Origin of the sequence: Curtobacterium sp. MCPF17_046 (genome assembly GCF_003224295.1) — a bacterium.
In the GTDB taxonomy this organism is placed as follows: Bacteria; Actinomycetota; Actinomycetes; order Actinomycetales; family Microbacteriaceae; genus Curtobacterium.
Genome location: NZ_QKLB01000015.1, coordinates 56,098 through 82,979, shown reverse-complemented (window position 1 = coordinate 82,979; position 26,882 = coordinate 56,098). Strand labels below are relative to the sequence as shown.

Below are 26,882 nucleotides of genomic sequence, written 5' to 3'. Positions count from 1 at the left end.
GTAGTTGATCATACTGCTGTCGAAGTCTTCGCCACCCAGGTGGGTATTTTTTTTTTTCAAGCAGAAGACGGCATACGATTTCCTGAGATGTCTCGTGGGCTCGGAGATGTGTATAAGAGACAGCCCTCCTCCCCCCGCCCGTCACGCGGATCGTCGCAGCCCTCGTGCTGTTCGGCACGGTCGTCCTGAGCCTGCTCGGCGGAGCGTCGGCTGCGAGCGCGCACGGCTTCAGCTCCGTCGTCTACGCGGACGTCAGCGGTGACGGTGCCGACACGGTCCGCGCCGGACTCGGGCTCGAGTACGACCTCATGCTCGTGTCCGTCGGCACGAGCGAGGACGACGACGCGCTCTACCGCCAGGGTCAGGCGGCCTGGGACGACGGTGACGACGCCGGGATGGTGCGAGCCGCCGAGGCGCACCTCGACTCGATCGGCCGGTACGTGTTCGACCGCTTCGCGGTGACGTCCGGTGGGCACGAGTGCACCGGCACGCTCGACGACTCGGTCCGTGTCGAGATGCGCGACGAGGTCCCGTACGCCATGCTCACGGCGGACTTCGCGTGCCCGGAGCCCGGACACACCGCGTCCGGCCACGTGGTGCGCTCGGAGCTGTTCCCGGACAGCGAGACGTTCGTGCAGGACACCAAGACGATCGTCACGTACGACGTCGACGACCAGGAGGGCACCGCGACGCTCGACGCCGACGAGCCGTCGTTCTCCACGGAGCAGTCCGCGGGCGCACGGTTCTGGGAGTTCTTCACCCTCGGCGCCGAGCACCTGCTGACCGGGATCGACCACATCCTGTTCCTCATCGCGCTCATCGCCGGCTCCCGACGGCTGCGCGAGGTCGTCTACACGGCGTCGGCGTTCACCATCGCCCACTCGATCACGTTCATCCTCGCCGCGCTCGGCGTCGTGAGTCCGCCGTCGATCGTCGTCGAACCGCTCATCGCGCTGTCGATCGCGGCGGTCGCCGGGTGGTACCTCTGGCGGCTGTTCCAGCGCCGGTCGCGCGCAGACGAGCTGGTCGTGGCCGACCACGGCCGGTTCGCCCTGGACCGGTCGGGGTGGTCGCGTCTCGCTGTGGTCTTCGCGTTCGGACTCATCCACGGACTCGGGTTCGCCGGTGCCCTCGGCATCCAGGAGGCGTTCTCGTGGCAGCTGCTCGTGTCGCTCCTCATCTTCAACGTCGGCATCGAGGCGGTCCAGCTCGCGATCATCGTCATCGTCTTCCCGCCGCTGTCGCTCCTGCGACGCAAGGCACACATCGCGTCGCTGTGGGTCACCGGGGCGGTGACGGCCGGTGTCTTCGTGATGGGGATGATCTGGTTCGTCCAACGGCTCGTCGAGGGTTGATCTCTTACCGCTTCGGCGCTGTGAGACGGATGGTCACACAGCGTTTACTCACCATCCACCAGGGCGATGCAGAGTCTCTCTGCTGCACCATCCCTTCCCTCGAGAACGGACCCACATGAGTCTCCTGTCCGGCGCCCCTTCCCGGCGCAGAACCACCACCCTCCGCTTCGGCGGGGCCGTCATCGGCGCCGCCCTCATCGCGGGCGCCTGCCTCGTCGGCTCCAACCCGGCGACCGCGGCCACGAACACCCCGACGAGCAACATCTCGACCGGCCCGCTCCACATCCTGCTCGGCGTCGGTGCCACCGAGAGCCAGCGCATCGCCTCGTGGTACTTCCCCGCGAACGTCGCCCAGTCGCTCGAGATCCAGAAGACCGACAGCATGACCGGCGGTGTCTTCACCGACGCGAAGAAGACGATCGACGCGTCGGAGGCCGCCAACACGGCAGCCGACACGAGCACGACCGACCGGTCGACCCGCTCGATCCCGGGCATCACCGCCGAGGCCGGCTACATCAACGCCCACGCGACGATCTCGGACCTCGAGCCGAACACCACGTACACCTACCACGTCGGTGCCGCGGACGGGTCGGCCTGGTCCGCCCCGTACACGTTCACGACGAAGAGCTTCAGCGGCGACTTCGACTTCCTGTTCTTCGGCGACCCGCAGATCGGTTCGTCGGGCTTCACCGACGAGGACGGCGCCGGCTGGGCCGACACGCTGCAGTACGCGACCACGAAGGAGAAGGACGCCGAGCTCCTCGTCTCCGGTGGCGACCAGGTCGAGAACGCGAACAACGAGTACCAGTGGGGTGCGTTCGCCGACAGCAGCGACGTCCTCAAGCGCTACCCGTGGGCCTCGACCATCGGCAACCACGACGTCGGCGGCAAGGCGTACGAGCAGCACAACCAGCTGCCGAACTCCCTCCGCGTGCCGGACTTCTACCCGGGCGGCAACACCACCGCGAACTCGGGTGGCGACTACTGGTACATGTACAAGGGCGTCCTGTTCATCGACATCAACTCGAACGCCTACGCCGCCGGTTCCGACGCGGCGCACGTGAACTACGTCCGCGACGTCATCTCGCGTCACGGCGACGACGCGAAGTGGACCGCGCTCGTCTACCACCACTCGATCTACTCGCCGGCCGACCACGCGAACGACCGTGACAACCAGCAGCGCCGCTTCGACTTCACCCGCGCCTTCTCGGAGATGGGTGTCGACGTCGTCCTGCAGGGCCACGACCACTCCTACTCGCGCAGCTACGCGATCAAGAACGGCAAGAAGGCCAACCCGGACGAGCAGCCGGGTGCCGAGGACGTCTTCGCCGGACCCGGTGGCGTCATCTACCTCACCGCCAACTCCGCGTCGGGGTCGAAGTACTACGACCTGACCACCCCGGACGCCACGCAGGGCTACGGCGCCGACCCGCTCGACCCGACCGGTCAGCGTCACTTCGCCAACTCGGTGGAGAACCAGGAGCACGTCCGGACCTACGTCAAGGTGTCGGTCACGGACGACAACCTCGCCGTCACGAACGTCCGTGCGGGCGACTGCACCACGCTCAACTCGGCCGTCCAGCACGGGAACGTCGACAGCTGCGGCGTGACCCTCAAGCCGACGGCCTCGGCCGACCCGGCGCCGATCGGCTCCACCGTCGACGACTTCACCCTGCACGCAGAGCTGCCGGCGACCACCACCACGGTCACCACCTCCGCGGCGAAGCAGGCCTACCGCACGGCGAAGCCCGTCGTCGTCACCGCCACCATCGGCGGCGGCATCGGCGACCAGCAGGGCACGGTGACCTTCTCGGACGGCACGACGGTCATCGGCACCGCGCCGGTCACGGGCGACACGGCGTCGATCACGCTGTCGAACACGCTGGCCGTCGGGGCGCACCCGATCACGGCGTCGTTCACCAGCAGCTCGGCGTTCGCCGGCACCAGCTCGTCGACCACGGCACCCACGACCGTCACCGTCGAGAAGGCCGCGTCGACCACGTCGCTCCGGTACTCCGGCGGCAGGGCGACCGTCACGGTGACCGCCCCGGGTGTCGTCTCGGTCAAGGGCACGGCGACCATCTACGACGGTTCGGTGAAGCTCACCACCGTCTCGATCGGCAACGGCACCGGCTCGAAGGACATCTCGCTCGCGAAGGGCACGCGCAGGCTGCACGCCGTCTTCACCAGCACCGCAACGGTCTCGGCCAGCACCAGCCCGACCATCTCGGTCAAGCGGTAACGACCGACGATGCACGACGAGAGGGCCCCGTGGTGACCACCACGGGGCCCTCTCCCCGTCGGTCAGCGGAGCGTGGACGGGCCGTCGGTTCGGGGACTCAGGCGTTCTGCCAGACCCGGATCCAGTCGACGAGCATCTGCTGCGGGAACGCGGTCGTCGCGTCCGGCGCACCCGGCCATCCGCCGCCGACCGCGACGTTGAGGACCACGAAGAACGGCTTGTCGAACACCCACGGGTCCCCGTTCGTGTCCGCGGGCGTGATCGTCCGGTAGGTCGCACCGTCGACGGACCAGCTGATCGAGCCCGGTCGCCAGTCCACCGCGTAGACGTGGAAGGCGTCCGCGAAGGCACCGCTCGGCAGCGTCGCCGCCGTACCGATGCCCTCGGCCCCGGAGTACCCGGGTCCGTGCACGGTGCCGTGGATCGTCCCGGGCTCGCGTCCGATGTTCTCCATGACGTCGATCTCGCCGCACGCCGGCCACCCGACCTGCGGCAGATCGGTTCCGAGCATCCAGAACGCGGGCCAGATGCCCTGCCCGCGCGGGATCTTGATGCGGGCCTCGACCCGGCCGTACTGCACGGAGTACGTGCCCTGCGTCGTCAGGCGGGCGGACGTGTACGAGCCGTCGGCCTCGCGCCGCGCGGTGATCGCGAGGTTGCCGCTGCCGTCGAGTGCCGAGTTCCGCCGCGAGTCGGTGTAGACCTCGAGTTCCCCGTTGCCCCAGCCGCCGCCACCCAGGTCGTGGCGCCAGATGCCCGGGTTCGGGGCGCTGCCTGCCGCTCCGTCGAACTCGTCGGCGGCGAGGAGCGTCGGCGCCGTGGCCGCTCGGGCAGCCTCCGGCCGCAGTGTCGCGACGCCCGTCAGCCCGACCGCCGCGGCGGCGCCCAGGCCGAGCGTGAGCAGGCGGCGGCGGTCGATCGCGCCGTCGGCGCGGGACTGGTCGTCCTTCGTCATGGGTCCTCCGGCACGGTGTGCTGTCATCGGGCAGAGGAACAGTAGACGACACGTTCCGCCGGAACACCATGCCCCCGTCCGGGTCTCCCGCGCTGCGCGGCCAGACGGCGCGGTGACCGCAGGACGGACGGGAGGCCCGTGGCGGGTCGCGCCACGGGCCTCCCGGACGGCTCGGGGTGCGCCGATCAGGCGTGCCCGCCGGTGGCCTCGACCGTCTCCTCGAGCACCGCGGCCGGTGCGGACGTGCCACCGGACCGGACGAAGACGGCGGCGAGGACCGCCACGACGACCGCGACCACACCGGCGACGACGAAGGCGGTGTGCATGCCCCCGAGGAACGCATCGCGGGCGGCCGCCGACGCCGCCGGACCGAGCCCCGCGGGCACGATGCCCTGGGCGAGCCCCTGCCGGTCAGCGCTCGCGAGTCCGAGCCCGGCGGTGCCCGAGAGCACCCCGGCGCTGACCACGGCGGAGAGCACCGAGGTGCCGAGCGCACCGCCGAGCTGCAGCGCGGTGGCCTGGAACCCGCCGGCGACCCCGGCGAGCTGCACCGGGGCGCTGCCGACGACGGCCTCGGCACCGGCCGTCATCGTGAAGCCAGCCCCGAGGGCGAAGACGACGAACGGGACCGCCATCCCGACGTACGCGGAGTCCTGCGTGGTGCCGGTCAGGGCGAACAGCGCGACCCCGACCATGAGCAGACCGATGGTGAGCGTCCGGCGGATGCCGAGCCGCGCCACGAGTGCCGCGCCGATCGGTGACGCGATGATCGAGACGCCGCTCAGCGGGAGCTGCATGAGCCCCGCCTGCAGACCGGTCACCCCGCGCAGGTTGAGCATGTACAGGGACAGGAAGAACGTCACGCCGAGCATCGCGAAGAAGTTCGCGCCGACGGCCAGGCCACCGATCGAGAGCGTCGACGACCGGAACAGCGACATCGGCAGCAGCGGGTCGGTCACGCGCAGCTCGACCAGCACGAAGACCACGAGCAGCGCGGCACCACCGAGCAGCACCCCGAGCGTGAGCGGGCTCCCCCACCCCCACGACTCGGACTGGACGACGGCCAGCACGATGCCGAACAGACCGAGCGCGAGCAGCACCACGCCGGGCACGTCGAAGCGTCCGCGGTGGGGAGCGGTGGACTCCCGCAGGACGAGCCCGCCGAACACCAGGCCGATCAGGGCGATCGGGGCGTTCACGAAGAAGACGGACTCCCAGCCGAGTGCGGCGACGAGCACGCCGGCGACGATCGGACCGGCCGCGATGGCCACCGAGGACGCACCGCCCCAGACACCGACGGCGACGCCGAACCGCTCCTTCGGGAAGGTCGCCCGCAGCAGCGCGAGGGTCTGCGGCATGAGCAGCGCGGCGCTGAGCCCCTGCACGGCACGGAAGACGATCACGCCCGTGGCGGTCCCCACGAGGCCGATCGCGACCGAGGCCAGCGCGAACGCGACGACCCCGATCAGGTACATGCGGCGGCGGCCGAACCGGTCCCCGAGCTTGCCGCCGAGGATGAGGAACACCGCCAGGGCGAGCAGGTAGGCGTTCGTGATCCACTGCAGCTGGGTGAAGGTGGTGCCGAGGTCGGCGGCGATCGCGGGGTTCGCGATCGACACGACGGTGGCGTCGAGGCCGACCATGAACAGGCCGAAGCAGACGGCGACGAGGGTGGCGATCGGGTTGCCGCGCAGGGTGCGGCGGGATCCGGGCATGGCTGTGCGCATGAGGGCTCCTTCGGACGACACGGACCGTGCTCCGGCGGTGGGACCGCACGACGAGAGGCACGAGGGGTGCGAACCGAAGGACGCGGGGTGGCACCGACAGGGAGCGGTACACGAGCCGACCGTCGTTCTCGCGTGACGGGCAGCCCCCTTGGTTCTGGCACGACGACGGTAGCAGACAGCACCGCGCCGCACGAACGGCCGCACACCGCTGGACTCGGGGCGCTGTGCTCGGGGCGCTGTGCTCAGGGCTCAGGGCTCAGGGCTCAGGGCCGGGGTGCCGCTCCGACCGCGGAGCGCTCGGGCTCGCGCTGCGCACACACCTCGGCCCACACGGTGTCGAGGGACAGGCCGAGCACGCCGGCGAGCGCCGCCACGGTCGGGAAGGACGGCGTCGCGATCCGTCCGGTCTCGACCTTCCGCAGCGTCTCCGGCGAGACACCGGCCTCGAGCGCGACCTCGAGCATCGACCGGGTGCCACGTGCGGACCGGAGCACGGCACCGAGGCGCCGCCCGCGTTCGAGGTCGACCGGGGAGAGCGGGAGACGGACCATGCACCTATGATAATACCGGTATGACAATCGGAACGGAAACGGCACCCGCATGATCGAGATCCTCACCCCGGCCGAGCTCCCCCGGGCCCGCGCCGCCGGCGCCCTGGTGGCCGACATCCTGCAGACGCTGCGGAGCCGCACCACGGTCGGCACGAACCTGCTCGACCTCGACCGGTGGGCGGCCGAGATGATCACCGCCGCCGGGGCCACGTCGTGCTACGTCGACTACGCCCCGTCGTTCGGGCGCGGCCCCTTCGGTCACCACATCTGCACCGCCGTGAACGACGCCGTCCTGCACGGTCTGCCGCACGACCGCGCCCTGGCCGACGGGGACCTGCTGACGCTCGACCTCGCCGTCGTGCACCAGGGCTACGCGGCCGACTCCGCGATCAGCTTCGTCGTCGGGACGAGCCGTCCGGAGGAGAGCGTCGCGCTCATCGAGACCACCGAGCGGGCCCTGGCCGCCGGGATCGCGGCCGCCCGCCCGGGCGCACGGCTCGGGGACCTGTCACACGCCATCGGGTCCGTCCTCACCGAGGCCGGCTACCCGATCAACCTCGACTTCGGCGGGCACGGCATCGGCTCGACCATGCACCAGGACCCGCACGTGGCGAACGACGGCCGCCCGGGTCGCGGGTACACGCTGCGTCCGGGCCTCCTGCTCGCACTCGAGCCGTGGGTGATGGTCGACACCGACGAGCTCGTCACCGACGCCGACGGGTGGACGCTCCGCAGCGCGACCGGCTGCCGGACCGCCCACAGCGAGCACACCATCGCGATCACCGAGGACGGGGCCGAGGTCCTCACCCTGCCCTCCGGCCCGGTCGACGGGTAGCCCGGTCGCCGGATGGCCCGGTCGCCGGACAGCCCGGTCGCCGGACAGCCCGGTCGCCGGATAGCCTCGACGCGTCGGGCGGTCGAGGGGGCCGTCGACACGAGGGGGACACCGATGCGCACCACCACCATTCCCGTCGCCGCGGCCGCAGCCGTCCTGGCACTGACCCTGGCGGGCTGCTCCGGCGGCGGGGACGACACCACCGGCGGTGCGGGAGCCCGGACACCGGCGCCCGCCCCGAGCGCCCCGGTGACGAGCGCGGCGCCCACGCCGTCGGCGTCGTCGACGGGCGGTCGCGCGTCCGCCCACACCGAGGCCGAGCTGACCGGCGTGTTCCAGCGCATCCAGTTCAGGCCCGCCGAGTTCACCACGACAGACGCGATGCTCGACTCCGTCTACCCGGGCCTGACGGTCTCCGATGCCAGCTGCCTCGCCCCGTTCGGCGTCGGGTGGGACACCTCGGACGACGCCGGGACCGTGGTGTTCGGCACGAGCAACGACCGGTCGATGACCGCCGTCGTCGCCAGCACCGGGGAGACCGCTGCCGCGACGGACCTGGTCGAGGACGCTCGCAGTGCTCTGACCCGGTGCGCGGACGGCTCGGCGTTGTTCTCGATGCAGGGCAAGCCGATCGAGACCACCGTCGAGACGGCGGAGCCGTCCCTGACCGGTACCGACGAGGCGATCGGCTGGCGCGTGCGCGGCACCGTCGGCGGCAACGCGTTCACGCTCGTCGGCCACACCGCCAGGGTCGGCGGTGACGTCGTCGCGCTGGTGGGGTGGGACCCGACGTCGAACACGACGAACGTCCCGCTCGCGACGCAGATGTTCGTCGACGCGCTGTAGCCGGGTCGACGCATCGCCGCCGGGGATCCCGACGGTGACACGGCCGGCGGCGGGCGCTACATTGTTGAACAATCCCGACAGGAGGTCCGCGTGCCCACGATCGACCTGAACAGCGACCTCGGCGAGGGCTTCGGCGCCTGGATCGCGGGCGACGACGACGCGATGCTCGACGTGGTGTCCAGCGCGAACATCGCCTGCGGGGCCCACGCCGGCGACCCGACGATCATGCTCGCCACGTGCCGGGCTGCAGCCGAGCGCGGGGTGGCCGTCGGGGCACACGTGGCGTACCGGGACCTGCTCGGCTTCGGCCGCCGCCCTGTCTCGGTCACCCCGGACGAGCTGTACGCCGAGGTCGTGCACCAGCTCGGCGCGCTCACCGCGGCCGCCCGGGTCGCCGGGACCGCCGTCACGTACGTCAAGCCGCACGGCGCGCTGTACAACACCGCCTGCGCCGACCCGGTGCAGGCCGAGACGGTCGTCCGCGCGGTCGCCGACGTCGACCCGTCCCTGTCGGTCCTCGCCCTCCCCGGCTCGGAGCTGGTGCTCGCCGCAGAACGCCACGGGCTCCGCGCGGTGCGCGAGGCCTTCGCCGACCGCGCCTACGAGCCGGACGGGTCGCTCGTGTCCCGCAGCCGCCCGGGGTCGGTGCTGCACGACCCGGACGAGGTCGCCGCCCGCGTGCTCCGCATGGTCACCGAGGGGGTCGCGACCGCGGTCGACGGCTCCGAGGTCCGCGTGGCGGCGGACTCCATCTGTGTGCACGGTGACTCCCCCGACGCCGTCGCGATGGCGCGGGCGATCCGGACGCTCCTGAGGGAACAGGGCGTCGGCATCACGGCGTTCTCGACCGCCGCCGCGGCATGACGCCCGACGTCCGGGTCGCCGGGGCGACAGCGCTGCTGGCGACGTTCGACACCCTCACCGACGTCGTGGCGTTCCGCGCCGGCCTCACCGCGGCCGCGCTGCCCGGGGTCACCGAAGTGGTCTCCGGTGCGCGGACCCTCCTCCTCCGTTTCGACCCGACCGCCACCGACGCGGGACGACTCCGCGCGCTCCTGTCGGACGTCGAGCCGGTGCGCCCCTCGGACGACCGCGCAGACCGCGACCCGGTCGTGGTCCCGGTCACCTACGACGGCGCCGACCTCGACGCCGTCGGCGCGCTCACCGGCATGACCCGCGGGGAGCTCGTCGCCTGGCACACCGGGCAGGTCTGGACGAGTGCCTTCTGCGGCTTCGCCCCCGGCTTCAGCTACCTGACCGGCACCGCACCGTCGCTCGACCTGCCCCGCCGCGACACCTCGCGCACCGCCGTCCCGAGCGGCGCCGTCGCCCTGGCCGGCGAGTTCAGCGCCGTCTACCCGCGGACCTCCCCCGGCGGCTGGCAGCTCATCGGCCGGACCGAGGTGCCGATGTGGTCGCTCGACCGCACCCCGCCGGCGCTCGCACCGGCCGGCGTCCGGTTGCGGTTCGTCGACGCGGCGGCACGGTCGTGAGTGCCCTGACCGTCGTGCAGGTCGGTTACGGCGTGACGACACAGGACCTCGGCCGTCCCGGACTGAGCGACATGGGGCTGGGTGCGGCCGGCCCCGCGGACCGGGGGTCGGCCGCACTGGCGAACCGGATGGTGGGCAACCGTCCGCACGCTGCCGTCCTGGAGGCCCTCCTCGGCTCCGTCGCGCTCCGCACCGACGCGCACGTGGTCGCCGCCGTCACCGGGGCACCGTGTCCGGTGTCGATCGAACGCGCGGACGGACGAGTGCGCGGTGCGGCCGCCTACGAGGTGCTCCTCCTCGAGCCCGGCGACACCCTGCGGGTCGGGCTGCCGGAGGGCCGACTCCGCGCGTACGTCGCCGTCCGCGGAGGCATCGCGGTCGAACCGGTGCTCGACAGTCGGTCGTGGGACTCGCTCGCGCAGCTCGGTCCCGCACCGCTGTCGGCCGGGGACGTCCTGCCGGTCGGGCCCGCCGTGCACGGTGCCGCGCCGACCACGGACGGTACGGCGACGGCCGGGGACGGGCTCGGCGTCGGCCCCTGGCCGGTGGTCGACGCGGTGCCGCCGCCGCTCCTGCCCCGGCCCGGCGACCCCGTGGTGCTCGACATCGTGCCCGGTCCCCGTGACGACTGGTTCACACCGGACTGGCGGGCCACCCTGACCGGTCAGGACTTCCACGTCACCCCGGACAGCGACCGGGTCGGGGTCCGCACCACCGCAGACGCCTCCCTCGTGCGTGCGGTCACCCGCGAGCTCCCCAGCGAGGGCGTCGAGACCGGCTCGCTGCAGGTCCCGCCGGCCGGCTCCCCCGTGCTGTTCCTCGCCGACCACCCGGTCACCGGCGGTTACCCGGTCGTGGCGGTCCTGACGCCGGAGTCCGTCGACCGTGCGGCGCAGCTCCGCCCCGGTGACACGCTGCGCTTCCGCATCGCCCGCTGACGCAGCGCACCCGGAACAACTCCCCGCCGGTCGTGGTTGCCGTCACGGGGCGCTGTCAGCGGACGGGGTCCGACGACGAAAGGTGCACACCATGACGATGACCGTCTTCCTCGAGGTCCAGATCCGGAACGACGTCGCAGCGGACACGGTCGAGGCCGCGATCCGGGAGACCCTCGCGCAGACCGCAGCCCGGCAGGGCAACGAGTCGCTCGAGGTCCTGGTCGACGACGAGGACCCGACGCGCATGGTCGTGCTGGAGCGCTGGGCCACCGCCGAGGACCATGACGCCTACGTCGCCTGGCGCGCCACCCCCGAGGGCGCGGCGGAGGCGCTCGGCGCGGTGCTCGCCGCCCCGCCGGTCACGAAGACCTTCGGTCGGACCATCCCGTTGCGCTGACACTCGTCGCGGTGCGGCAGGATCAGCGGGCTGCGTGCTCCCGGGCCTCCATGGCGTCCCACGCGAAGCTCGCCAACCAGTGCGTGGAGTAGTACTCCTCGCCGACGCTCGCGGCGAGCCCCGAGGCGAGCAGCCGGTCGGCCGCGCCGTCCAGCAGGGCCGTGAGGTCGGCGTCCTCGGCGTCGGCGGAGCGGAGGGCGTCGGCGATGCGCCGTGCCGATCCGGCCCGGGACAGGTCGAGGCCGAAGAGGTGCACCTGCTGCGGGTCGTTCTCGTCGCGGACGGTGGTCGGGGTCAGGATCGCGTCACCGGCGGAGACCTCGGAGAAGAACGCCCGCGCCCAGGTCTCGAACTCGGACGCCGGCAACACCGAACGCATGAGGTCTGCCTCGGCCAACCCGGCGGACAGGAAGTCGTGCCCGCTGCGCTCCCACGCGAACGGCCACCCGGCGTCGGCGCCGAACCACTCGCGGGCGGTGCGCTCGACCGTGGCGACGAGCTCGGTCCGGCCGAGCGACCGGGCACCCTCGAGCACGAGCAGCAGCCCGAACGCGGAGTTCGAGTGGACGCCGTGCCGGACCGGGTGCGCAGCGCCCTCGACCCAGCGGGTGACCAGGTCCTCGAGCACCTCGACCACGGGCGCGAAACCCGGCGCGAGTGCGCGGACCGCCGGCACCTCGGAGGCGGAGACCTCGGCGGCGAGCCGCATCAGCCACGCCCAGCCGTAGGGCCGTTCGTAGTGCGGCGTGGCGCGGAGGTACGCGGCCTCGGTCGCGAGGTGGTCGGCGGAGAGGTGCGCCTGCAGGACGGAGGTGATCCGGGCCTCCAGGTCGGCGGGCACGCCGTACGCGACCAGGCGCGTCGCGAGCCAGTGCATGTGCACGGACGAGTGCCAGTCGTACGACGTGGCGAAGGCGGGGTGCAGCTCGACGGGGAGCGCGCGGTCCTCCGGACCCGACGTCGCGTGGTGCGCGGCGTACGGGTACTCGCGCGTGGTGTTGTCGAGGGCGACGGCGGCGAAGCCGGCGGCCCAGGCGGCGCGGGCCAGGTCCGGTGCCGACGAGGACGACGACCCGGCGGGGTCAGAATGCGACAAGGTACATCACTCCCATGTTGACGACGAGCAGGATCCCGGCGGTCGGGAGCTGCGCCTTGATCGGCCCGTACTTGTCCCGCATCTCGAGCAGGGCGGCGGGCACCAGGTTGAAGTTCGCGGCCATCGGGGTGACCAGGGTCCCGCAGAAGCCGGCGAGCATGCCGATCGCGAAGATCGCGGCGGGGTTGCCGTCGAAGCCCTGCACCAGGACCGGCCAGCCGATCGCGGCGGTCATGATCGGGAACGCCGCGAAGGCGTTGCCCATGATGACGGTGAACAGGGCCATCCCGAGGCAGTAGACGACGACCGCGGCGAACAGGGACCCGTCCGGCAGGACCGCCTTGATGATCGTGCCGACCGCCGTGCCGACGCCGGCCTGGGTGAACACGATGCCGAGTGTCGAGAGCATCTGCGGCAGGAGCGCCGCCCAGCCGATCGCCTGCAGCAACCGTGCACCCTCGCGGACCGGGGTGTCGAGCCGCGGCGGACGGAGCACGAACACCGCGACGACCACGGCGAGCATCGAGCCGATGCCGAGCCCGGTCAGGGTCGCGCTCCCCTCGGCCAGGAGCGGCTGCCCAGCGATCCGGACGAGCGGGCCGAGGGTGGCGACGAGGACCGCCACGACCGGGATCACCAGCGCCGGGATGAAGAGCTTGTTCCCGTACCGCTGCGCGAACGCGGCGCGCTCGTCCGGGCTCGTCGTCGCGAGGACGCTCGTGCTCGAGCTCGGGCGGGTGGTGACGGCGGTCGGCTCGGCCGGGCCGGTCGCGGAGCCCACCCCGGCGCCGGGGACACTCGCGACGCGGGTGCGGCTCGTCGTGCCGGTGAAGCCGAGGCCGGCGAGCGCCACCATCACGAGGACGGCGATCCCGAGCACCCAGGCGGGGATCACCCCGGACACGACGAAGGTGCCGGCGAAGAACGACAGCCCGAGGATGCCCCAGAAGGCGGCGTTCCCGAGGCGCTTGGCGTGGGAGCGGTCCGTGACGATGAACACGGAGACGGCGATGAAGAACGCGCCGATGAGCCAGTAGAGCCATTCGCTGGTGATCATGCCGCGACCCCCTCGGTCTGGCGGACGTCGGCCGCCATCTTGTCGAGCTTCCGGTCGAGCAGGAGCAGGCGGATGCCGTGCACGATCAGCGCCGCGATGCCGGTGGGGATCGCCCACAGCGCCAGGTCGATCGGTTCGAGCGCGAGACCGTACGTGGTGTCGACGAAGGTCGTGATGAGCAGGATCGACCCGACCGCGACGAAGACGTCCTCGCCGAAGAACACCCCGACGGTGTCGGAGGACGCCGAGAAGCCCTTGATCTTCTCGCGCATCCGCTCGTCGATGCGGCCGTACTTCTTGGTCGCCGCACCCTCCGCCATCGGGTGCACGAGCGGACGGACGGTCTGCGCCGGCCCGCCGATGCTCGTCAGGCCGACCGCGGCGGTGACCTGCCGGACCGCCAGGTACCCGGCGAGGATGCGGCCCGTCGTGAGCTTGTCGAGCTTCGCGATGAGCCGCTTCGCCTGGTCCTGGAGTCCGTAGCGCTCGATGAGACCGATGACGGGCAGCACGAGCGCGAACGTCGTGACGCTCCGGCTCAACGCGAACCCGTTGCCGAACGCGGTGAGGATGCCGACGGGGTCGATCCCGCCGATGGCTGCCGTGACGATGCCCGCCACGGTGACCACGAGCAGCGCATTGATGCGCAACGCGAAGCCGATGATCACGACGGCGACGCCGATGAGGACGAACATGCGGGCCAGTCTGGCGTGCATTGTTGAACAATCTCAAGACCCGTCCGGATCTGTAACACGCCGGTCACACGAGTGCTCTGCGAGGATCGGGGCATGACACGGACGGTCAGCGGAGCAGAGTCCACCGCGGCACGGCTGCGGTCCTCGATCGCGGACGGCGCGTTCATGCCGGGCACGCAGCTGTCCGAGGAGCGCCTGAGCGACCAGTTCGGCGTCTCGCGGAACACCCTGCGCGAGGCGTTCCGGCTGCTCGCGCGCGACCGGCTCGTCGAGCACGTCTTCAACCGCGGGGTGTTCGTGCGTCGCCTGTCCGTGGCTGACGTCACGGACCTCTACGCGGCCCGGCGCGTCCTCGAGGAGGCGGGCATCCGCGCCTGCACCCCGGAGTCCCCAGCCCTGGCCGCGGCAGCGTCCGCGGTGTCCGACGCGCGGTCGGCGGCCGCCGCCGGTGACTGGCGCGCGGTCGGCACGGCGGACATCCGGTTCCACTCCGAGCTCGTGCGGGCCGTGCCGAGCGAGCGGCTGCACGTGCTCATGGACGCACTGCTCGCCGAGATGCGCCTGGCGTTCCTCACCACCGACGACCCGGCGGCTTTCCACGCGGACTTCGTCGACCGGAACGAGGCCATCGTCGCGGCGCTGCGGGCCGGCGACCGGGACGGCGCGGCAGCGCTCCTGGCCGACTACCTCGACGACGCGGAGGCGACGCTGCGGTCCGCCGCCACCACCGGCTGACGGCTGGGAGGCCCGACCCCCTCGTGCGCGCGCCCGCGGTCGGGCCGGGTGCCGGCCACGGCCGGGTCCGGCGCTGCACGCCGACGGCGTCCCGGCCACCGTCCGCGTGCCCGCTCAGGGCTTCGCCGCCTCCGCCGGGGCTCCGGGCTCGTCGTCGCCCGTCGTCAGGTCCGACCGCGTGTCGGCGTGGATGACGGTGTCGTGCCCGAACGTGCGGGCAGCGGCGCGCAGCCGTGCCACGAACTCGTCGTTCTCGAGCTCGAGCTCGTCCTCCTCCGCGTCGGCGACGACGACCTCGCTCGACGGGCCGATGAGGATCTTCGTCGTCGTCATGGTGCCGTCCTCGGCGACCGACGGCACCGCCACGGTGTCGGCCCGGTCGCCGCCGGAGAGCGCCGCGGCGTACTCGATCACGGCGTCGGCGACGTCGTCGCTCGTGAGGATCACGGTGTTGTCGTAGTGGATGGTCTTCATCGGGAGCCCCTTTCGCTAGACCATGAAAGCCCCCGCTCGCCGGGAACCCACCAGGTGGGCCGGACGGGCGCGCGTCCTGCGGACACTTCGGCGTCGCCGGACCGCACCAGTCGACGGACGCAGCCGTGCGACGACCGGGACCGTTCACCGTAGGGCCTTGCGCAGCTCCCGTTCCTCGCCGTACGGCGGCAGGGGGTAGGGCACGAGTCGGCCGGTGGGGACGAACCCACGACGACGGTAGAAGGCGATGGCGCGCGGGTTGTCCTCGTGCACGTGCAGGAGGATCCGGTCGCCCCGGCCCCGCGCCCAGTCCTCCACCCCGTCCAGGAGCGCGTCCGTCACGCCGGACTCGCGCCCCCGGTGCTCGGGGTCGACGAAGACGCCGACCAGGAGCGGGTCCCCGCCGTCGAGTCGACCGCCCATGATGCCCGCCCACCCGCCGGTCGTCACGTCCTCCGCGACGAACCAGGGCGTGTCGGCCTCGGCACCGCTGCCGGCGCGCCGACGCCACTCGTCCTCGCCGAGCTGCCGTGCGTGCTCCAGGGTCTCGAGGAACGCGAGCGGGGTGTCCGCGAGCATGCGCAGGCGCAGGTCGCGGAACACGGCCCAGTCCTCGGGGCCGGTGCGGCGGATCACGATGTGGTCGGGCAGTGGCATCCGGTGGTCCTCCCGGTCCGGCGTCGTCAGGGTCCCGCTGGCGTCAGGCGCCGCCGCCCCGCAGCCAGGCGAGGACGGCGAGCACCCGCCGGTGCGCGTCGGGTGTCGGTTCGAGGTCGAGCTTGGTGAAGATCGAGCTGATGTGCTTCTCGACGGAGGCGACCGCGATGCGCAGCCGGTGCGCGACCGCCTGGTTGGTCTGTCCCTCGGCGATGAGCCGGAGGACGTCGCGTTCCCTCGGGGTGAGGCGCTCGATCGGGTCGGTCCGGCGGGCGATGAGGCGCTGGACGATCTGCGGGTCGAGGACCAGACCGCCGCGGGCGACCCGGGCGACGTCGTCCCGGAGGTCGTCGATCGACGAGATCCGGTCCTTCAACAGGTACCCGACGTGGTGTTCGCCGGTCGCGAGGAGCTCTCGTGCGTAGTCGAGTTCCGCGTACTGACTGAGCAGCAGCACCGCCACCTCGGGGTGCTCGGTCCGGATCCGGATCGCCGCGCGGAGACCCTCGTCCCGGAACGTGGGCGGCATCCGCACGTCGAGCACGGCGACGTCCGGTCGCACGGTCGCGAGCTCAGCGAGCAGGGCGCCGGCGTCCCCGTACGACCCGCCGATCGTGAACCCGGCCTCCTCGAGCAGGCGGATCGTGCCCTCCCGGAGCAGGACCGAGTCCTCGGCGAGGACGATGCGCAACGCGGCGGGGACTGCACCTGCTCCGAGGGTCACCCGGCCAGGGTACGACCTCCGGTCGCCGGTGCCTCGACGGGGACCGGGATGCGGACCCGCACCACGGTCGGTCCCCCGGGTGGGCTGGTGACCGCGAAGACGCCCTGGAGGCCCTCCACACGGTCCCGGAGTCCGTCCAGCCCGTGTCCGGGGTCGAGTCGGGCGCCGCCGACCCCGTCGTCGCGGACCTCCAGTTCGAGGTCGCCGCCCGGGGCGGTCACCGCCCGGATCGTCGCGCTGCTCGCATGGGCGTGCTTCGTCACGTTCGTGAGCAGTTCCGACAGGATCGCGTAGGCACTCCGCTCGACGGCGGCGAGCCCGGCCCCGGCGGCGTCCAGCCGGACGTCCGCCGTCGTCGGCAGGACGCTGTCCTCGGCCAGGGCCTGGACGGCCGCCGCGAGACCGCGGTCCTGGAGGATCGGCGGTGCGAGTCCGCGGGAGAGGTTCCGGATCGTCTCGAGCACGACCTTCGACCGGTCCAACGACTCCTCGACGAGCCGCTCGGCGGCTGCGGTGTCGTCCGGGAACCGGCGGAGGGCGATGGCCAGGTCGTACTGCAGGCGGAGCAGCTGCTGCTGGGGGCCGTCGTGGATGTCCCGCTCGAGCCGGCGGAGCGAGGCGTCCTCGGCGAGGAGGGCGGCCCGACGCCCGGCCTCGGCGCGCTGCGCCCCGCGGAGCAGCTGCACGTCCTGCCGCTCCCCGAGGAGGAGCCCGGCGAGCACCAGGTGCGGCACGACCAGGACGCGTGTGACGAACGGGAACGTCGCGGCGAGGACGAGTCCGGCGAGGACGACGACCACCGGCCGGAGCACCGTCCCGGTCCACTGCCCGGTCTCCCCGATGCCCGCGGCCACCCGCTCGAGCCAGATGTCGTCGGCCGGGGTGACGGCCCAGCTCCACGCCGGGTACGTGACGGCGCCCAGTGCGAGCGCGCCCCACGTCACGGTGGCCACCCACGTGGCGACCGACACCGGGAAGGTCGCGAGGGTGTGGACGGTCGCGGCCCAGTTCCTGGTGTCCGCGAGCGGCGCCACCAACCGCACGCCGGGGACGCCGGTCGGAAGGGTCGGACGGACCGTCCAGTCCGGAGCATCCGGGACCTCGCCGACCCTGCCCGCCCGGCGGCGGGCGAACACCCCGAGCAGGCGTCCGGTCCGCACGGTCACGGCCAGCACCGGGAGCCCCACCCACACGATCCCCAGCCCGATCCCCAGGCACAGCAGGGTCAGGACGACGACGAAGCCGACGAGGTCCACCGGGAGTGCCGTCAGGAGGTACCAGGTCCGCCCGGTCCAGCCGCGCCACTCGTCGACGTACCGTCGTCGTCTCTCCGTCACGGGCCTATCCTCGCGCTGCCAGGAGCGTCGCGGGGCCCTGACGCGTCGCGACCGCCGCCGCCACGAGCCCGGCCGCCCCCGTCAGGACGAGCCCGCCGCCGCTCGCCGCGACGACGAGGAGCCACGGCACGTGCAGCACCGCTGCTCCCGTGGCCTGGGCCGTCCCGGTGAGCACGGCCGCCGCGGTCATCGCGGTCGCGACGAGCGCCAGCCCGACCGCTGAACCGGCGACGAGGACGGTCTCGAGTGTCGCCGCGGCCAGGACCTGTCCGCGCGTCATCCCGCTCGCGCGGGCCACCGCGAAGTCCCGGCGTCGGCCGGAGGTCGCGATCGCGACGGCGTTGAGGACACCGATCACCGCGTAGAGCGCACCGACCGCCATCACGACGAGCAGGACGCGGGTGTTCTGGTCGAGCCCGGCGGCCCCGGCGTCCTCGGCCCAGGCGTCGGTCTCCGCCACCGTCCCGATGCGGGCGAGGGCGGCGGTGACGGCGTCGCGGTCCGCACCCTGGTCGAGGACGACGAACGTGGTCGCGGGACTGTCGGCCAGGACGTCCGCCGGCACCAGGCCCCGGGGAACGACGATCCCGACCTGCCCGGCGCTCCCGGCCGGTACGGGGACACCGAACCGGACCGCCCCGAGGGCACGGTCACCGATGGCCACGGTCCCGGCTCGTCCGAGACCGAGTCCGGTCGCACCGGGGCCGGGGGCCGCGGACCGACCGCCGAGGTCCTGCATCGCGGTACGCGCACCGGGGTGTGCCGCCGCGAACCCCTCGGGATCGACCACGAGGGCCTCCGTCGTGACGGCGAGCGGCGTCCCCGCGAGTTCCTCGGACATACCCGGGACGGCCGACCCGGACGGCTGGACCCGCACGGGGACGGCCCACTCGGTGGACGCGGCCGCGACCCCGGGCACCGAAGCCGGGTCCGCGGTGAACGCGCCGGTCGTCTGCAGCACGAGGTCCGCGTCCGTGCCCCGCGCGATCTGGGCGGTCGCGGCGTCGGTGAAGGACAGCATCGCGATCGGCTGGCTCAGCACCAGGGCCAGCAGGACGACGAGCGGGGCGGCGGTGGAGGCCGAGCGGGTCCGGGCGTCGCGGAGTTCCGCGACGGCCAGCGACCCGACCGCCGAACGCGGACGCGGGAGGACGGCTGCCACGAGCGGCACGAGCACCGGGGCGGTCATCGTGATCGCGAGTGCGCCGGTGATGCCCGCTGACATCGCCATCGCCTGCGCGCCGGCGAGCCCGCCCACGGGTGCGAGGACGACCAGGGCGACCGTCACCACGGCGAGCACCAGCCCGCCGACCCATCGCGACCGCGTCATCGGTCGTGCGGCAGCGCCGGTCTCCCGCACCGCGTCGAGCGGGTCGATGCGCGCTGCTCGGCGCGCGGCGACGGCGACGCCCGCCGACGCCAGGCCGATCCCGACGGCGAGGGACGCGGGCACGACCCAGACCTGCCAGGACGGGGAGAAGCCGGACGGCACGAAGCCGGCGGCCACGAGCATGCGCGTCTCCACCGCCATCAGTGCGATGCCGGCCGGGATGCCGAGCACGGCCCCGGCGAGGCCGAGGACGACGGCCTCGCCACGGAGCATCCGTCGTACCTGCCCGACCTCGGCTCCGACGATGCGCAGCAGGGCGAGGTCCCGTCGCCGCTCGGTGACCGAGAAGGCGAAGGTCGACGCGATGATGAACACCGCGAGGAAGGCCGCGAACCCGAGGGTGACGGACACGACGGTGACCGCGACGATCCTGCTGCCGTCCGCCCGGGCCTGGGTGAGCGCATCGGCGCCGGCCGTCGGCTGCATGCCGAGCACGGACAGCAGGAGCAGCAGCGACGCCTGCACGAGCCCGACGCCGAGGGCGACGGTGACGATCGCGCCGACGTACGTCTGCCAGCGTTCCCGGAAGCCGCTCAGTGCGATGCGGTTCATCGTCCCGTCTCCAGGCTGACGAGGCGGTTCGCGATCGTGGCGGCGTCGGCGCCGGTGAGGGCGTCGACGAGCTGGCCGTCGCGGAGGAACACGGTGGAGTCGGCGGCGGCCGCGGCAGCCGGGTCGTGGGTGACCATGAGGATGGTCTGCCCGGCGTCGGTCATCTCGCGCATCATCGCCAGGACCACGCGGGCGGCGGTGGAGTCGAGCGCCCCGGTCGGCTCGTCGGCGAACAGGACCTCGGGTGCGGTGATCATCGCGCGGGCGATCGCGACGCGCTGTTGCTGCCCGCCGGAGAGCTCCCGTGGCCGGTGTCCCACCCGGTCGCCCAGCCCGACGCGGGCGAGGGCGTCGCGGATCATCTGCCGGGACGGGTGTCCGCCCGCGAGCTCGAGCGGCAGCGCGACGTTCTGCTCCGCGGTCAGCGACGCGATGAGGTTGAACGCCTGGAAGACGAACCCGATGCGGTTGCGGCGCAGCAGCGTGCGCTCGTGGTCCGTGGCGTCGGTGATGTCCGTCCCGCCGAGGACGACGCGGCCGGAGTCAACCTGGTCGAGGCCGGCGGCGATCTGCAGGAGGGTCGACTTCCCGGAGCCAGAAGGACCCATGATCGCGGTCCAGGAGCCGGTGTGGAGTTCGAGGGTGACGTCGCGGAGCGCGGTCACGCTCGCGTCACCGGTGCCGTGGGTCCGGGTGACGCCGAGGAGCGCCAACGCGGTGTCGTGGTGGACGAGGGGCTGGGTGGGGGTGGTCGTTGTCATGCCTCGATCACAGCCGTCCCGACGCCTCCGGAACAGCGTGCGGACCCGGCCGTGACCCCCTGGCCAGCCAGGGGGTCACGCAGCCAGCCGCGCCTCCGACCGGTGCCTAGGCTGGCATCGTGACCCCGCCCCGCACGTTGCCCGTCCGCACCGCTGCGAGGACCCCGTGAGCGCGCGCGACCGACTCGCGACGGCCGTCGCCCCCGGCGCGGCGCCGCTCGTCACCGGGATGCCCACGGCACCGTCACCGCGACGTGCCGCCGTGCTCATGCTGTTCGGCGTGCTCGACGAGGTGCCGAGTGAGCGCCCGGCCCGGGCCGGTGACGTCGCGCGGGACCTGGACGTGCTCCTGCTCGCGCGCGCCGCGACCCTGCGGTCCCACGCGGGCGAGGTCGCCTTCCCGGGCGGCCGTGTCGATCCCGGTGACGCCGACGCGGTGGCGGCAGCGCTCCGGGAGGCCCGAGAGGAGACCGGCCTGGACGTCACGGGCGTCGACGTGCTCGGGACCGCGGCTCCGGTGCCGCTGGCGTTCTCACGGCACCTGGTGACGCCGGTGCTCGGGTGGTGGCGAGCGCCGTCACCGGTGCGGGTGGTGGACGAGGCGGAGTCGGCCGCGGTGTTCCGCGCACCGGTCGCCGATCTCCTCGACCCCACGAACCGCGGGGTCACGGTCTTCCACCGCGACGGCCGGGAGTGGCGCAGCCCGGCCTTCACGGTCCACACCGGATCCGGCTCGCACGTCGTCTGGGGCTTCACCGCGACACTGCTCGACGGTCTGTTCGACCGGGTCGCTTGGACCGAGCCGTGGGACCACGACCGGGTGGTGGCCCTGCCGGGGCGATGAGTGCGGGCCGTCGACCGCACGACGGACGGGGGTCAGTCCGCGTCGCGGAGGAACGCCGCGAGCCAGTGCCCGCTCTGCTTGACGGTCCGCTGCTGCGTCTCGTAGTCCACGTGCACGATGCCGAACCGCCGTGAGTAGCCCCAGGCCCACTCCCAGTTGTCCATCAACGACCACGCGAAGTACCCGCGCAACGGCAACCCGGCGTCGACGGCCGCTGCGCACGCTCCGAGGTGTGCGCGGAGGTACGCCGTCCGGTCGGGGTCGACGACCTCACCCTCCGGCCCGACGTGGTCCGGGTCGGGGTACGCCGAACCGTTCTCCGTGATGTACAGCGGCAGTTCCGGCGCCAGGTCGTGCGCCTGCCGCAGGACGTCGACCATGCCGTCCGGGTGGACCTCCCAGTCCATCCCGGTCACCGCTGCACCGGTCCGCACGAACCGCACCCCCTCGCTGCCGGGGTAGGCGCTCGGCTCCGTGGTGTCAGCCTCGTCGACGTCGGCCGGCGCCGCCACCGTGTGCCGGCTGTAGTAGTTGATGCCGAGGAAGTCGATCGGCGCGGCGATCCGCTGCAGGTCCTCCGCGGTGGCGTGCTCGGCGAACCACGACGTCTGCCCGAGGTCCTCGAGCACGTCGGCCGGGTAGCTCCCCCGCAACACCGGGTCGAGGAAGAATCGGTTGCTCAGGCCGTCGATCCGGCGTGCGGCGTCGCGGTCCTCGGCGGACTCCGACGCCGGACGCACCGAGTACAGGTTCAGCGTCGTGCCGACCCGGGCCTCGGGCCGCGTCGCCCGGACCGCCTCCAGCGCCAGTCCGTGCCCGAGCAGGAGGTGGTGTGCCGCCTGCGCGGACCGGGCTCCCTCGTGCCGCCCCGGTGCGTGCACCCCGCTGGCGTAGCCGAGGAACGACGAACACCAGGGCTCGTTCAGGGTGATCCAGTCGGTGACCACGTCGCCGAGCTGCTCGGTCACGAGCGCTGCGTACTCGGCGAAGCGTGCGGCGGTGTCCCGTTCGAGCCACCCTCCGCGGTCCTCGAGCGCCTGCGGGAGGTCCCAGTGGTACAGCGTCGCCCAGGGAGTGACGCCCCGCTCGAGGAGCCCCTCGGCGAGCCGCCGGTACAAGTCGATGCCGGCGGGGTTCACCGGGCCGGTGCCGTCGGCCTGGATACGCGGCCAGGCGATCGAGAACCGGTACGCGTCGAAGCCGAGGTCGGCGATGAGCGACACGTCCTCCGGCATCCGGCGGTAGTGGTCGTCCGCCGGGTCACCGGTGGACCCGTCGGCGATCGCGCCGGGCACCCGGGCGAAGGTGTCCCAGATGCTCGCGCCGCGGCCGTCCGCCTGCGTCGCCCCCTCGATCTGGTACGAGGCGGTCGCGGCGCCGAGGACGAAGTCGGCGGGCAGGTCGCTCCGACGCATGGTCACTGCACCGCGGACGGGGCGAGCCAGTCGCCGTCGCCGTTCTCGTGGATCGCGATCAGGACGTTGTCGCGCTTGATGCCGAGGGCGGCGAGGCGGTCGACGACGAGGGCGGCGCCGCGCTGCTTCACCTCGGGCGAGTACCCGGTGTAGGCGAGGATCTCGACGAAGACGATGTCCGTCCGGTCGGCCTCGGGGAAGGTGCGGCTGTAGAACAGGTCACCGGGTTCGTGCAGCTGGAAGACCTGGAACAGGTCGTCGGCGGGCATCCCCCAGCCGTCGGCGAGGGCGGAGTTGATCGCCTCGCTCATCTGCGGTCGGAGGTCGGCGAGGGGGGTGTGCATGTCGATGCGGACGAGTGGCATGTGGGCCTCGGTTTCGTTGGGTCGGTGGTGGCCTGGCGGCCGGTCTGGAGGCTCAGCGCGCGTCCGGCGCGTCGAGCCAGTTGTCGGGGGTGGGGACCAGGTCCTCGAGGGACGCCCAGAAGGCGTCCGGCAGATCCAGGTCGGCGGCGTCGAGGGTCGGCTGGATGCGTTCCGGCCGGCTGATCCCGACGATCGTGCTGGCGAAGCGCGGGTTACGGGTCGAGAAGCGCAGCGCCGCTGCGGCGAGCGTCGTCCCGGCGTCGTGGCAGAGGTCGCGCATCGCCCTGACCGCGCGCAGGGTCGCGGGCGGCGCCGGGCGGTACCCGTACGACGTCGTCCGCCCGGTCTCGTCGGCGAGGATCCCGCCGCCGAGCACGGCAGCGTTGACGACGCCGACGCCGAGTTCCGCGGCCCGGTCCAGGAGCGGTCCGGCGCTCCGGTCGACGACCGTCCAACGGTTGTGGACGAGCAGGACCTCGAACACCCCGAGGTCGAGCCAGCGGCGCATCTCGTGCACGTTCCCACCGGCGAGACCGATGTGCTCGACCTCGCCCCGCTCCCGCGCGGCCACGAGCGCCTCGAGCGCTCCGCCGGGGCCGGACAGCGCACCGAAGTCGTGGAACTCCGGGTCGTGCAGGTGCACCAGGGGCAGCGGGGCGATGCCGAGGCGCTCGAGGCTCTCGGCGATCGACCGGCGGACGCGGTCCCCGCTGTAGTCGCCGTCCCGCGCGTCCACCTTGGTGATGACGGTGACGTCGTCGGGGACACCACCGGACTCGGCGATCGCGCGCCCGATGCGGGTCTCGCTCCGGCCGTCCGAGTACCCGTTGGCCGTGTCGATCGTCCGGATGCCGCTGCGGAGCACCGCGCCGACGAGCGCGACCGCGTCCGCCTCGGCGACCTCGTGGCCGAAGTTCTCGGGCATGCTGCCCAGCGGGGCCCCGCCCAGGGTGACCGGACTGACGAGCAGTCCCGTGCGGCCGAGGGGTCGGAGGAGACCGGCGCTCATGCCGAGGCGACGATGAACGGCAGACCGTCCGGGTCCGTGCGGACGTCCTGGCCGAGCAGGGTGCCGACGGCGAGGGCGACGCTGCCGCCGCCCGCTCCGGCTGCGGGGGCCGACTCGGTCCCGGTCGCTCCGAAGGCCACGGCGGCGAACCCGAGGGCGTCGAGTTGCGGCGTCCGCTCCTGCTTCTCCGCACGGTCGTAGGTGAAGACCTCGAGCGAGCTGTCGCCGGCCCGGAGGAAGGTGATCTCGAAGCCCCGGTCGTCACTCGGCTGGTGGATGCCCGCCATGCGGACGTAGCCGAGCTCGGCGAAGAACTCGGTCGTCCGGTCGATGTCCGCGACGGTCTCGGCCACGTGGTCGAAACGCGGTCGGTCCGGTTCGCCGAGACCCCAGTCCCGGTCCACGGCCTGCTGGTCGTGGACCTCGTGGTACTGCAACGGTCCTTCGACGAGCTCGAGGAGCGTCCCGTCGGGGTCGAAGAAGAACGTGATGCGCACGCCGCCTTCGGCGTTGATCGGCTCGAGGTGGAACGGGACGCCGGCGTCGTGCAACGCGCTGACGCGGGCGTCGAGGTCGGCGACCTTGAAGCCCACGTGCCGGAAGCCGCGCTGCAGGTCGTCGCCGATCCACGTGGACTCCGCCGGCGCGTCGACGCGGGTGAGCACGAAGCGCGCGGTGACGAGGTCGAGTTCGGCCGCGTCGGGCGAGGACGAGATGACGGTCGCGCCGAGGTGACGCGTGTAGAACTCCGCGGACTGCGCGACGTCGCGCACGTTGAGGAGGACGGATTCGATGGCCACGGAAGGGTCCTTTCGTCGGTGAAGCGGGTGCCTTCGTGCCAGGCGGGGGCAACGCTAGTGCCGTCATGAACACTGTGCAACTAAGTCGCGCTCCCCGGCACTGAAGAGCATGTACCGGCCTGACTGTCGCCCTGGGCAAGTTCGTGACAAATAGGTTCGAACTCTTGCGCGGGCGGAGCGGCGTCCGTAGGCTCGCCGCCGAACGGGCACCTCGGTGCACCCCCAGCACAACGACGTGAAGGAAGAACAATGAAGCGAACGCGGATCCTGACCGCCGCGGCCCTCGCCGCGACCGCCGCTCTGCTCATCACCAGCTGCTCCGGGTCCCCGGGGAACGCCGGGGAGGACGTCAAGCCGGCGAAGAAGGGCTCGGTGACGTGGTGGGGGTGGACGCCGGACACCCCCGTGGCCGAGCGGTACATCGAGGCCTTCAACGAGCAGTACCCCGACATCGAGGTGACGTACAAGAACTTCGAGAACGTCGACTACCGGAACACGATCACGCCGGCGCTCGACTCCGGCAAGGGCCCGGACGTCTTCGACCTCTCGCCGGCCGGCGGCTCGCCCGACCTGTGGGGGCCGTACGCGCTCGACCTCAGCTCGCTCGCGAAGAGCACGCTCGGTGCCGGGTGGGAGGACGACATCGGCGGTGACTACGTCGAGCAGCTGACCAGCTCGGACGGACGGTTCGTCTCACTGCCGCTGGGCGGGATGTCAGCCGGGTTCCTCTGGTACAACCAGGACGTCCTCGACGAGGCCGGCGCGGATGTCCCCGCCGACTACCGGTCGTGGGTGGACACCTGCGAGAAGGTCACCGCGATCGGCAAGACCTGCTTCACGATGGGCGCCGGCGGCAGCGACACGTTCCCGACGGACATGTACCACGCGATCGCGAACTCGGTCGCCCCAGGCTGGTTCATCAAGGCGTCCACCGGCAAGGCGAAGTGGAACGACGCGAACGGCATCGAGGTCCTCCGGATCATCGAGAAGATGCAGGACGACGGGATCATCCCGAAGGACGCCCTCGACGGCCCGCAGTACCCCCTCGCGAACAACGAGTTCATGAAGGGCGACGCGGCCATGGTCCAGATGGGCTTCTGGTACACGCAGTACGCCGGAGCCGACTCGTGCAAGGCCGCGATGGAGGCCGCCGGCGTCAGCAGTCCGAAGTGCTTCGTGCAGCTGCCGGCGGCCTTCCCGGACGTCGCCGGGAAGGGCAACGGTTCCGCGTACTTCAGCGAGGCCGACTACGGGATCGCGATCAACTCGGCGTCCGAGCACATCGGTGCTGCGAAGACGTTCGTGTCCTGGATGACCCTCCACAAGCAGGGTCAGCAGAACGTGGCCAACGCGATCGACCTCCTGCCCGCGGTCAAGGGCGTCAGCCCCGACTGGGACTCCATCCAGCTCGTGGACGAGTCCGTCCAGCGTCCGGCGATCGAGAAGCTCATCGAGGACAGCAGCGAGGCGAGCGAGTCCCGCCAGTGGCAGGCCACCGAGAAGTCACTCGACGCGATCGTCGTCGCGACGCAGCAGGTGCTCGACCCCTCGGTGGACAAGTCGATCCAGGACATCGCCGACGACCAGCAAGCGGCGTCGGTGGCCAGCAAGGTCGGCACGAAGTGAGCCGGG

Annotated in this window: 27 protein-coding genes; 11 read left to right on the top strand and 16 right to left on the bottom strand. The window is 72.4% G+C overall.

Translation table 11 applies throughout. The features are described 5' to 3' along the window. Positions 1-164 precede the first annotated feature (164 nt). Positions 165-1,355, top strand: coding sequence for a HupE/UreJ family protein (locus DEJ32_RS13015; RefSeq protein ID WP_258369052.1), 1,191 nt, complete (start codon positions 165-167; stop codon positions 1,353-1,355). A gap of 115 nt (positions 1,356-1,470) precedes the next feature. Further along, positions 1,471-3,597, top strand: coding sequence for an Ig-like domain repeat protein (locus DEJ32_RS13010; RefSeq protein WP_110901571.1), 2,127 nt, complete (start codon positions 1,471-1,473; stop codon positions 3,595-3,597). Positions 3,598-3,694: 97 nt separating this feature from the next. On the opposite strand, the gene DEJ32_RS13005 is transcribed toward DEJ32_RS13010, so the two are convergent. From DEJ32_RS13005 to DEJ32_RS12995, 3 genes are all read right to left on the bottom strand, one after another. Continuing rightward, positions 3,695-4,552: a glycoside hydrolase family 16 protein gene (locus DEJ32_RS13005; protein ID WP_110901570.1), complete on the bottom strand. Its 858-nt coding sequence runs from the start codon at positions 4,550-4,552 to the stop codon at positions 3,695-3,697. 185 nt (positions 4,553-4,737) lie between these two features. After that, the gene (locus DEJ32_RS13000; protein ID WP_110901569.1) at positions 4,738-6,279 is read right to left on the bottom strand and encodes an MFS transporter; all 1,542 of its coding nucleotides are present in this window, start codon (positions 6,277-6,279) and stop codon (positions 4,738-4,740) included. 263 nt (positions 6,280-6,542) lie between these two features. Further along, positions 6,543-6,830 (bottom strand): helix-turn-helix domain-containing protein, encoded by a 288-nt coding sequence (locus DEJ32_RS12995; RefSeq protein WP_110901568.1) that lies wholly within the window; start codon positions 6,828-6,830, stop codon positions 6,543-6,545. A 49-nt stretch (positions 6,831-6,879) separates the two neighbouring features. On the opposite strand from DEJ32_RS12995, the gene map reads away from it, so the two are divergent. The 6 genes from map (at position 6,880) to DEJ32_RS12965 (ending at position 11,339) form a co-directional block, all read left to right on the top strand. Next, positions 6,880-7,665 (top strand): type I methionyl aminopeptidase, encoded by a 786-nt coding sequence (map, locus tag DEJ32_RS12990; protein WP_110901567.1) that lies wholly within the window; start codon positions 6,880-6,882, stop codon positions 7,663-7,665. Between the two features lie 114 nt (positions 7,666-7,779). Further along, positions 7,780-8,511, top strand: a complete 732-nt coding sequence (locus DEJ32_RS16310; RefSeq protein ID WP_181420673.1) for a hypothetical protein — start codon at positions 7,780-7,782, stop codon at positions 8,509-8,511. Between the two features lie 90 nt (positions 8,512-8,601). Then, positions 8,602-9,375 (top strand): LamB/YcsF family protein, encoded by a 774-nt coding sequence (locus tag DEJ32_RS12980; RefSeq protein ID WP_110901566.1) that lies wholly within the window; start codon positions 8,602-8,604, stop codon positions 9,373-9,375. After that, positions 9,372-10,004: an allophanate hydrolase subunit 1 gene (locus DEJ32_RS12975; protein ID WP_110890900.1), complete on the top strand. Its 633-nt coding sequence runs from the start codon at positions 9,372-9,374 to the stop codon at positions 10,002-10,004. The genes DEJ32_RS12980 and DEJ32_RS12975 overlap by 4 nt, the downstream gene beginning before the upstream one ends. Further along, entirely contained in the window at positions 10,001-10,942 is a 942-nt protein-coding gene (locus DEJ32_RS12970) for a biotin-dependent carboxyltransferase family protein (protein WP_110901565.1), read from the top strand. Before DEJ32_RS12975 ends, DEJ32_RS12970 begins: the two co-directional genes overlap by 4 nt. Positions 10,943-11,033: 91 nt before the next feature. Next, positions 11,034-11,339 carry a putative quinol monooxygenase gene (locus DEJ32_RS12965; protein ID WP_110901564.1) on the top strand — a complete coding sequence of 102 codons (306 nt, stop codon included), beginning with the start codon at positions 11,034-11,036 and terminating at the stop codon, positions 11,337-11,339. Between the two features lie 22 nt (positions 11,340-11,361). On the opposite strand, the gene DEJ32_RS12960 is transcribed toward DEJ32_RS12965, so the two are convergent. From DEJ32_RS12960 to DEJ32_RS12950, 3 genes are read right to left on the bottom strand one after another with little or no spacing between them, the layout of a single operon-like run. After that, the gene (locus DEJ32_RS12960) at positions 11,362-12,435 is read right to left on the bottom strand and encodes a DUF2891 domain-containing protein (RefSeq protein ID WP_258369051.1); all 1,074 of its coding nucleotides are present in this window, start codon (positions 12,433-12,435) and stop codon (positions 11,362-11,364) included. Beyond that, on the bottom strand, positions 12,422-13,492 hold the full coding sequence (locus DEJ32_RS12955) for a DUF979 domain-containing protein (RefSeq protein WP_110901563.1): 1,071 nt from the start codon (positions 13,490-13,492) through the stop codon (positions 12,422-12,424). Before DEJ32_RS12955 ends, DEJ32_RS12960 begins: the two co-directional genes overlap by 14 nt. Beyond that, the gene (locus DEJ32_RS12950) at positions 13,489-14,187 is read right to left on the bottom strand and encodes a DUF969 domain-containing protein (RefSeq protein ID WP_110901562.1); all 699 of its coding nucleotides are present in this window, start codon (positions 14,185-14,187) and stop codon (positions 13,489-13,491) included. The genes DEJ32_RS12955 and DEJ32_RS12950 overlap by 4 nt, the downstream gene beginning before the upstream one ends. Before the next feature lie 93 nt (positions 14,188-14,280). On the opposite strand from DEJ32_RS12950, the gene DEJ32_RS12945 reads away from it, so the two are divergent. Further along, the gene (locus DEJ32_RS12945) at positions 14,281-14,922 is read left to right on the top strand and encodes a GntR family transcriptional regulator (protein WP_110901561.1); all 642 of its coding nucleotides are present in this window, start codon (positions 14,281-14,283) and stop codon (positions 14,920-14,922) included. A 114-nt stretch (positions 14,923-15,036) separates the two neighbouring features. On the opposite strand, the gene DEJ32_RS12940 is transcribed toward DEJ32_RS12945, so the two are convergent. The 6 genes from DEJ32_RS12940 to DEJ32_RS12915 all read right to left on the bottom strand — a co-directional run bounded on the left by DEJ32_RS12940 (position 15,037) and on the right by DEJ32_RS12915 (position 20,817). Continuing rightward, a complete protein-coding gene (locus DEJ32_RS12940) occupies positions 15,037-15,396 on the bottom strand; it encodes a hypothetical protein (RefSeq protein WP_110825880.1) in 360 nt (119 codons plus the stop codon). A gap of 144 nt (positions 15,397-15,540) precedes the next feature. Continuing rightward, on the bottom strand, positions 15,541-16,053 hold the full coding sequence (locus tag DEJ32_RS12935; RefSeq protein ID WP_110901560.1) for a GNAT family N-acetyltransferase: 513 nt from the start codon (positions 16,051-16,053) through the stop codon (positions 15,541-15,543). Between the two features lie 43 nt (positions 16,054-16,096). After that, positions 16,097-16,777 carry a response regulator transcription factor gene (locus tag DEJ32_RS12930; RefSeq protein ID WP_258369050.1) on the bottom strand — a complete coding sequence of 227 codons (681 nt, stop codon included), beginning with the start codon at positions 16,775-16,777 and terminating at the stop codon, positions 16,097-16,099. Further along, positions 16,774-18,114, bottom strand: coding sequence for a sensor histidine kinase (locus tag DEJ32_RS12925; RefSeq protein WP_110901559.1), 1,341 nt, complete (start codon positions 18,112-18,114; stop codon positions 16,774-16,776). The genes DEJ32_RS12930 and DEJ32_RS12925 overlap by 4 nt, the downstream gene beginning before the upstream one ends. A gap of 4 nt (positions 18,115-18,118) precedes the next feature. Then, positions 18,119-20,056, bottom strand: a complete 1,938-nt coding sequence (locus DEJ32_RS12920) for an ABC transporter permease (protein ID WP_110901558.1) — start codon at positions 20,054-20,056, stop codon at positions 18,119-18,121. Next, positions 20,053-20,817 (bottom strand): ABC transporter ATP-binding protein, encoded by a 765-nt coding sequence (locus tag DEJ32_RS12915; protein ID WP_110825876.1) that lies wholly within the window; start codon positions 20,815-20,817, stop codon positions 20,053-20,055. The genes DEJ32_RS12920 and DEJ32_RS12915 overlap by 4 nt, the downstream gene beginning before the upstream one ends. A 229-nt stretch (positions 20,818-21,046) precedes the next feature. Here DEJ32_RS12915 and DEJ32_RS12910 point away from each other — a divergent pair, with 229 nt between their 5' ends. Continuing rightward, the gene (locus DEJ32_RS12910) at positions 21,047-21,661 is read left to right on the top strand and encodes a CoA pyrophosphatase (protein WP_110901574.1); all 615 of its coding nucleotides are present in this window, start codon (positions 21,047-21,049) and stop codon (positions 21,659-21,661) included. Positions 21,662-21,693: 32 nt separating this feature from the next. Here DEJ32_RS12910 and DEJ32_RS12905 read toward each other — a convergent pair whose 3' ends face one another. From DEJ32_RS12905 to DEJ32_RS12890, 4 genes are read right to left on the bottom strand one after another with little or no spacing between them, the layout of a single operon-like run. After that, positions 21,694-23,076, bottom strand: a complete 1,383-nt coding sequence (locus tag DEJ32_RS12905) for a GH1 family beta-glucosidase (RefSeq protein WP_181420672.1) — start codon at positions 23,074-23,076, stop codon at positions 21,694-21,696. A gap of 2 nt (positions 23,077-23,078) precedes the next feature. Further along, positions 23,079-23,441 (bottom strand): tautomerase family protein, encoded by a 363-nt coding sequence (locus DEJ32_RS12900; RefSeq protein ID WP_110890893.1) that lies wholly within the window; start codon positions 23,439-23,441, stop codon positions 23,079-23,081. A gap of 52 nt (positions 23,442-23,493) precedes the next feature. Continuing rightward, entirely contained in the window at positions 23,494-24,450 is a 957-nt protein-coding gene (locus tag DEJ32_RS12895) for an aldo/keto reductase (RefSeq protein ID WP_110901556.1), read from the bottom strand. Next, the gene (locus DEJ32_RS12890) at positions 24,447-25,250 is read right to left on the bottom strand and encodes a VOC family protein (protein WP_110901555.1); all 804 of its coding nucleotides are present in this window, start codon (positions 25,248-25,250) and stop codon (positions 24,447-24,449) included. Before DEJ32_RS12890 ends, DEJ32_RS12895 begins: the two co-directional genes overlap by 4 nt. Before the next feature lie 249 nt (positions 25,251-25,499). On the opposite strand from DEJ32_RS12890, the gene DEJ32_RS12885 reads away from it, so the two are divergent. After that, positions 25,500-26,876, top strand: a complete 1,377-nt coding sequence (locus DEJ32_RS12885) for an ABC transporter substrate-binding protein (RefSeq protein WP_110901554.1) — start codon at positions 25,500-25,502, stop codon at positions 26,874-26,876. Positions 26,877-26,882 lie beyond the last annotated feature (6 nt).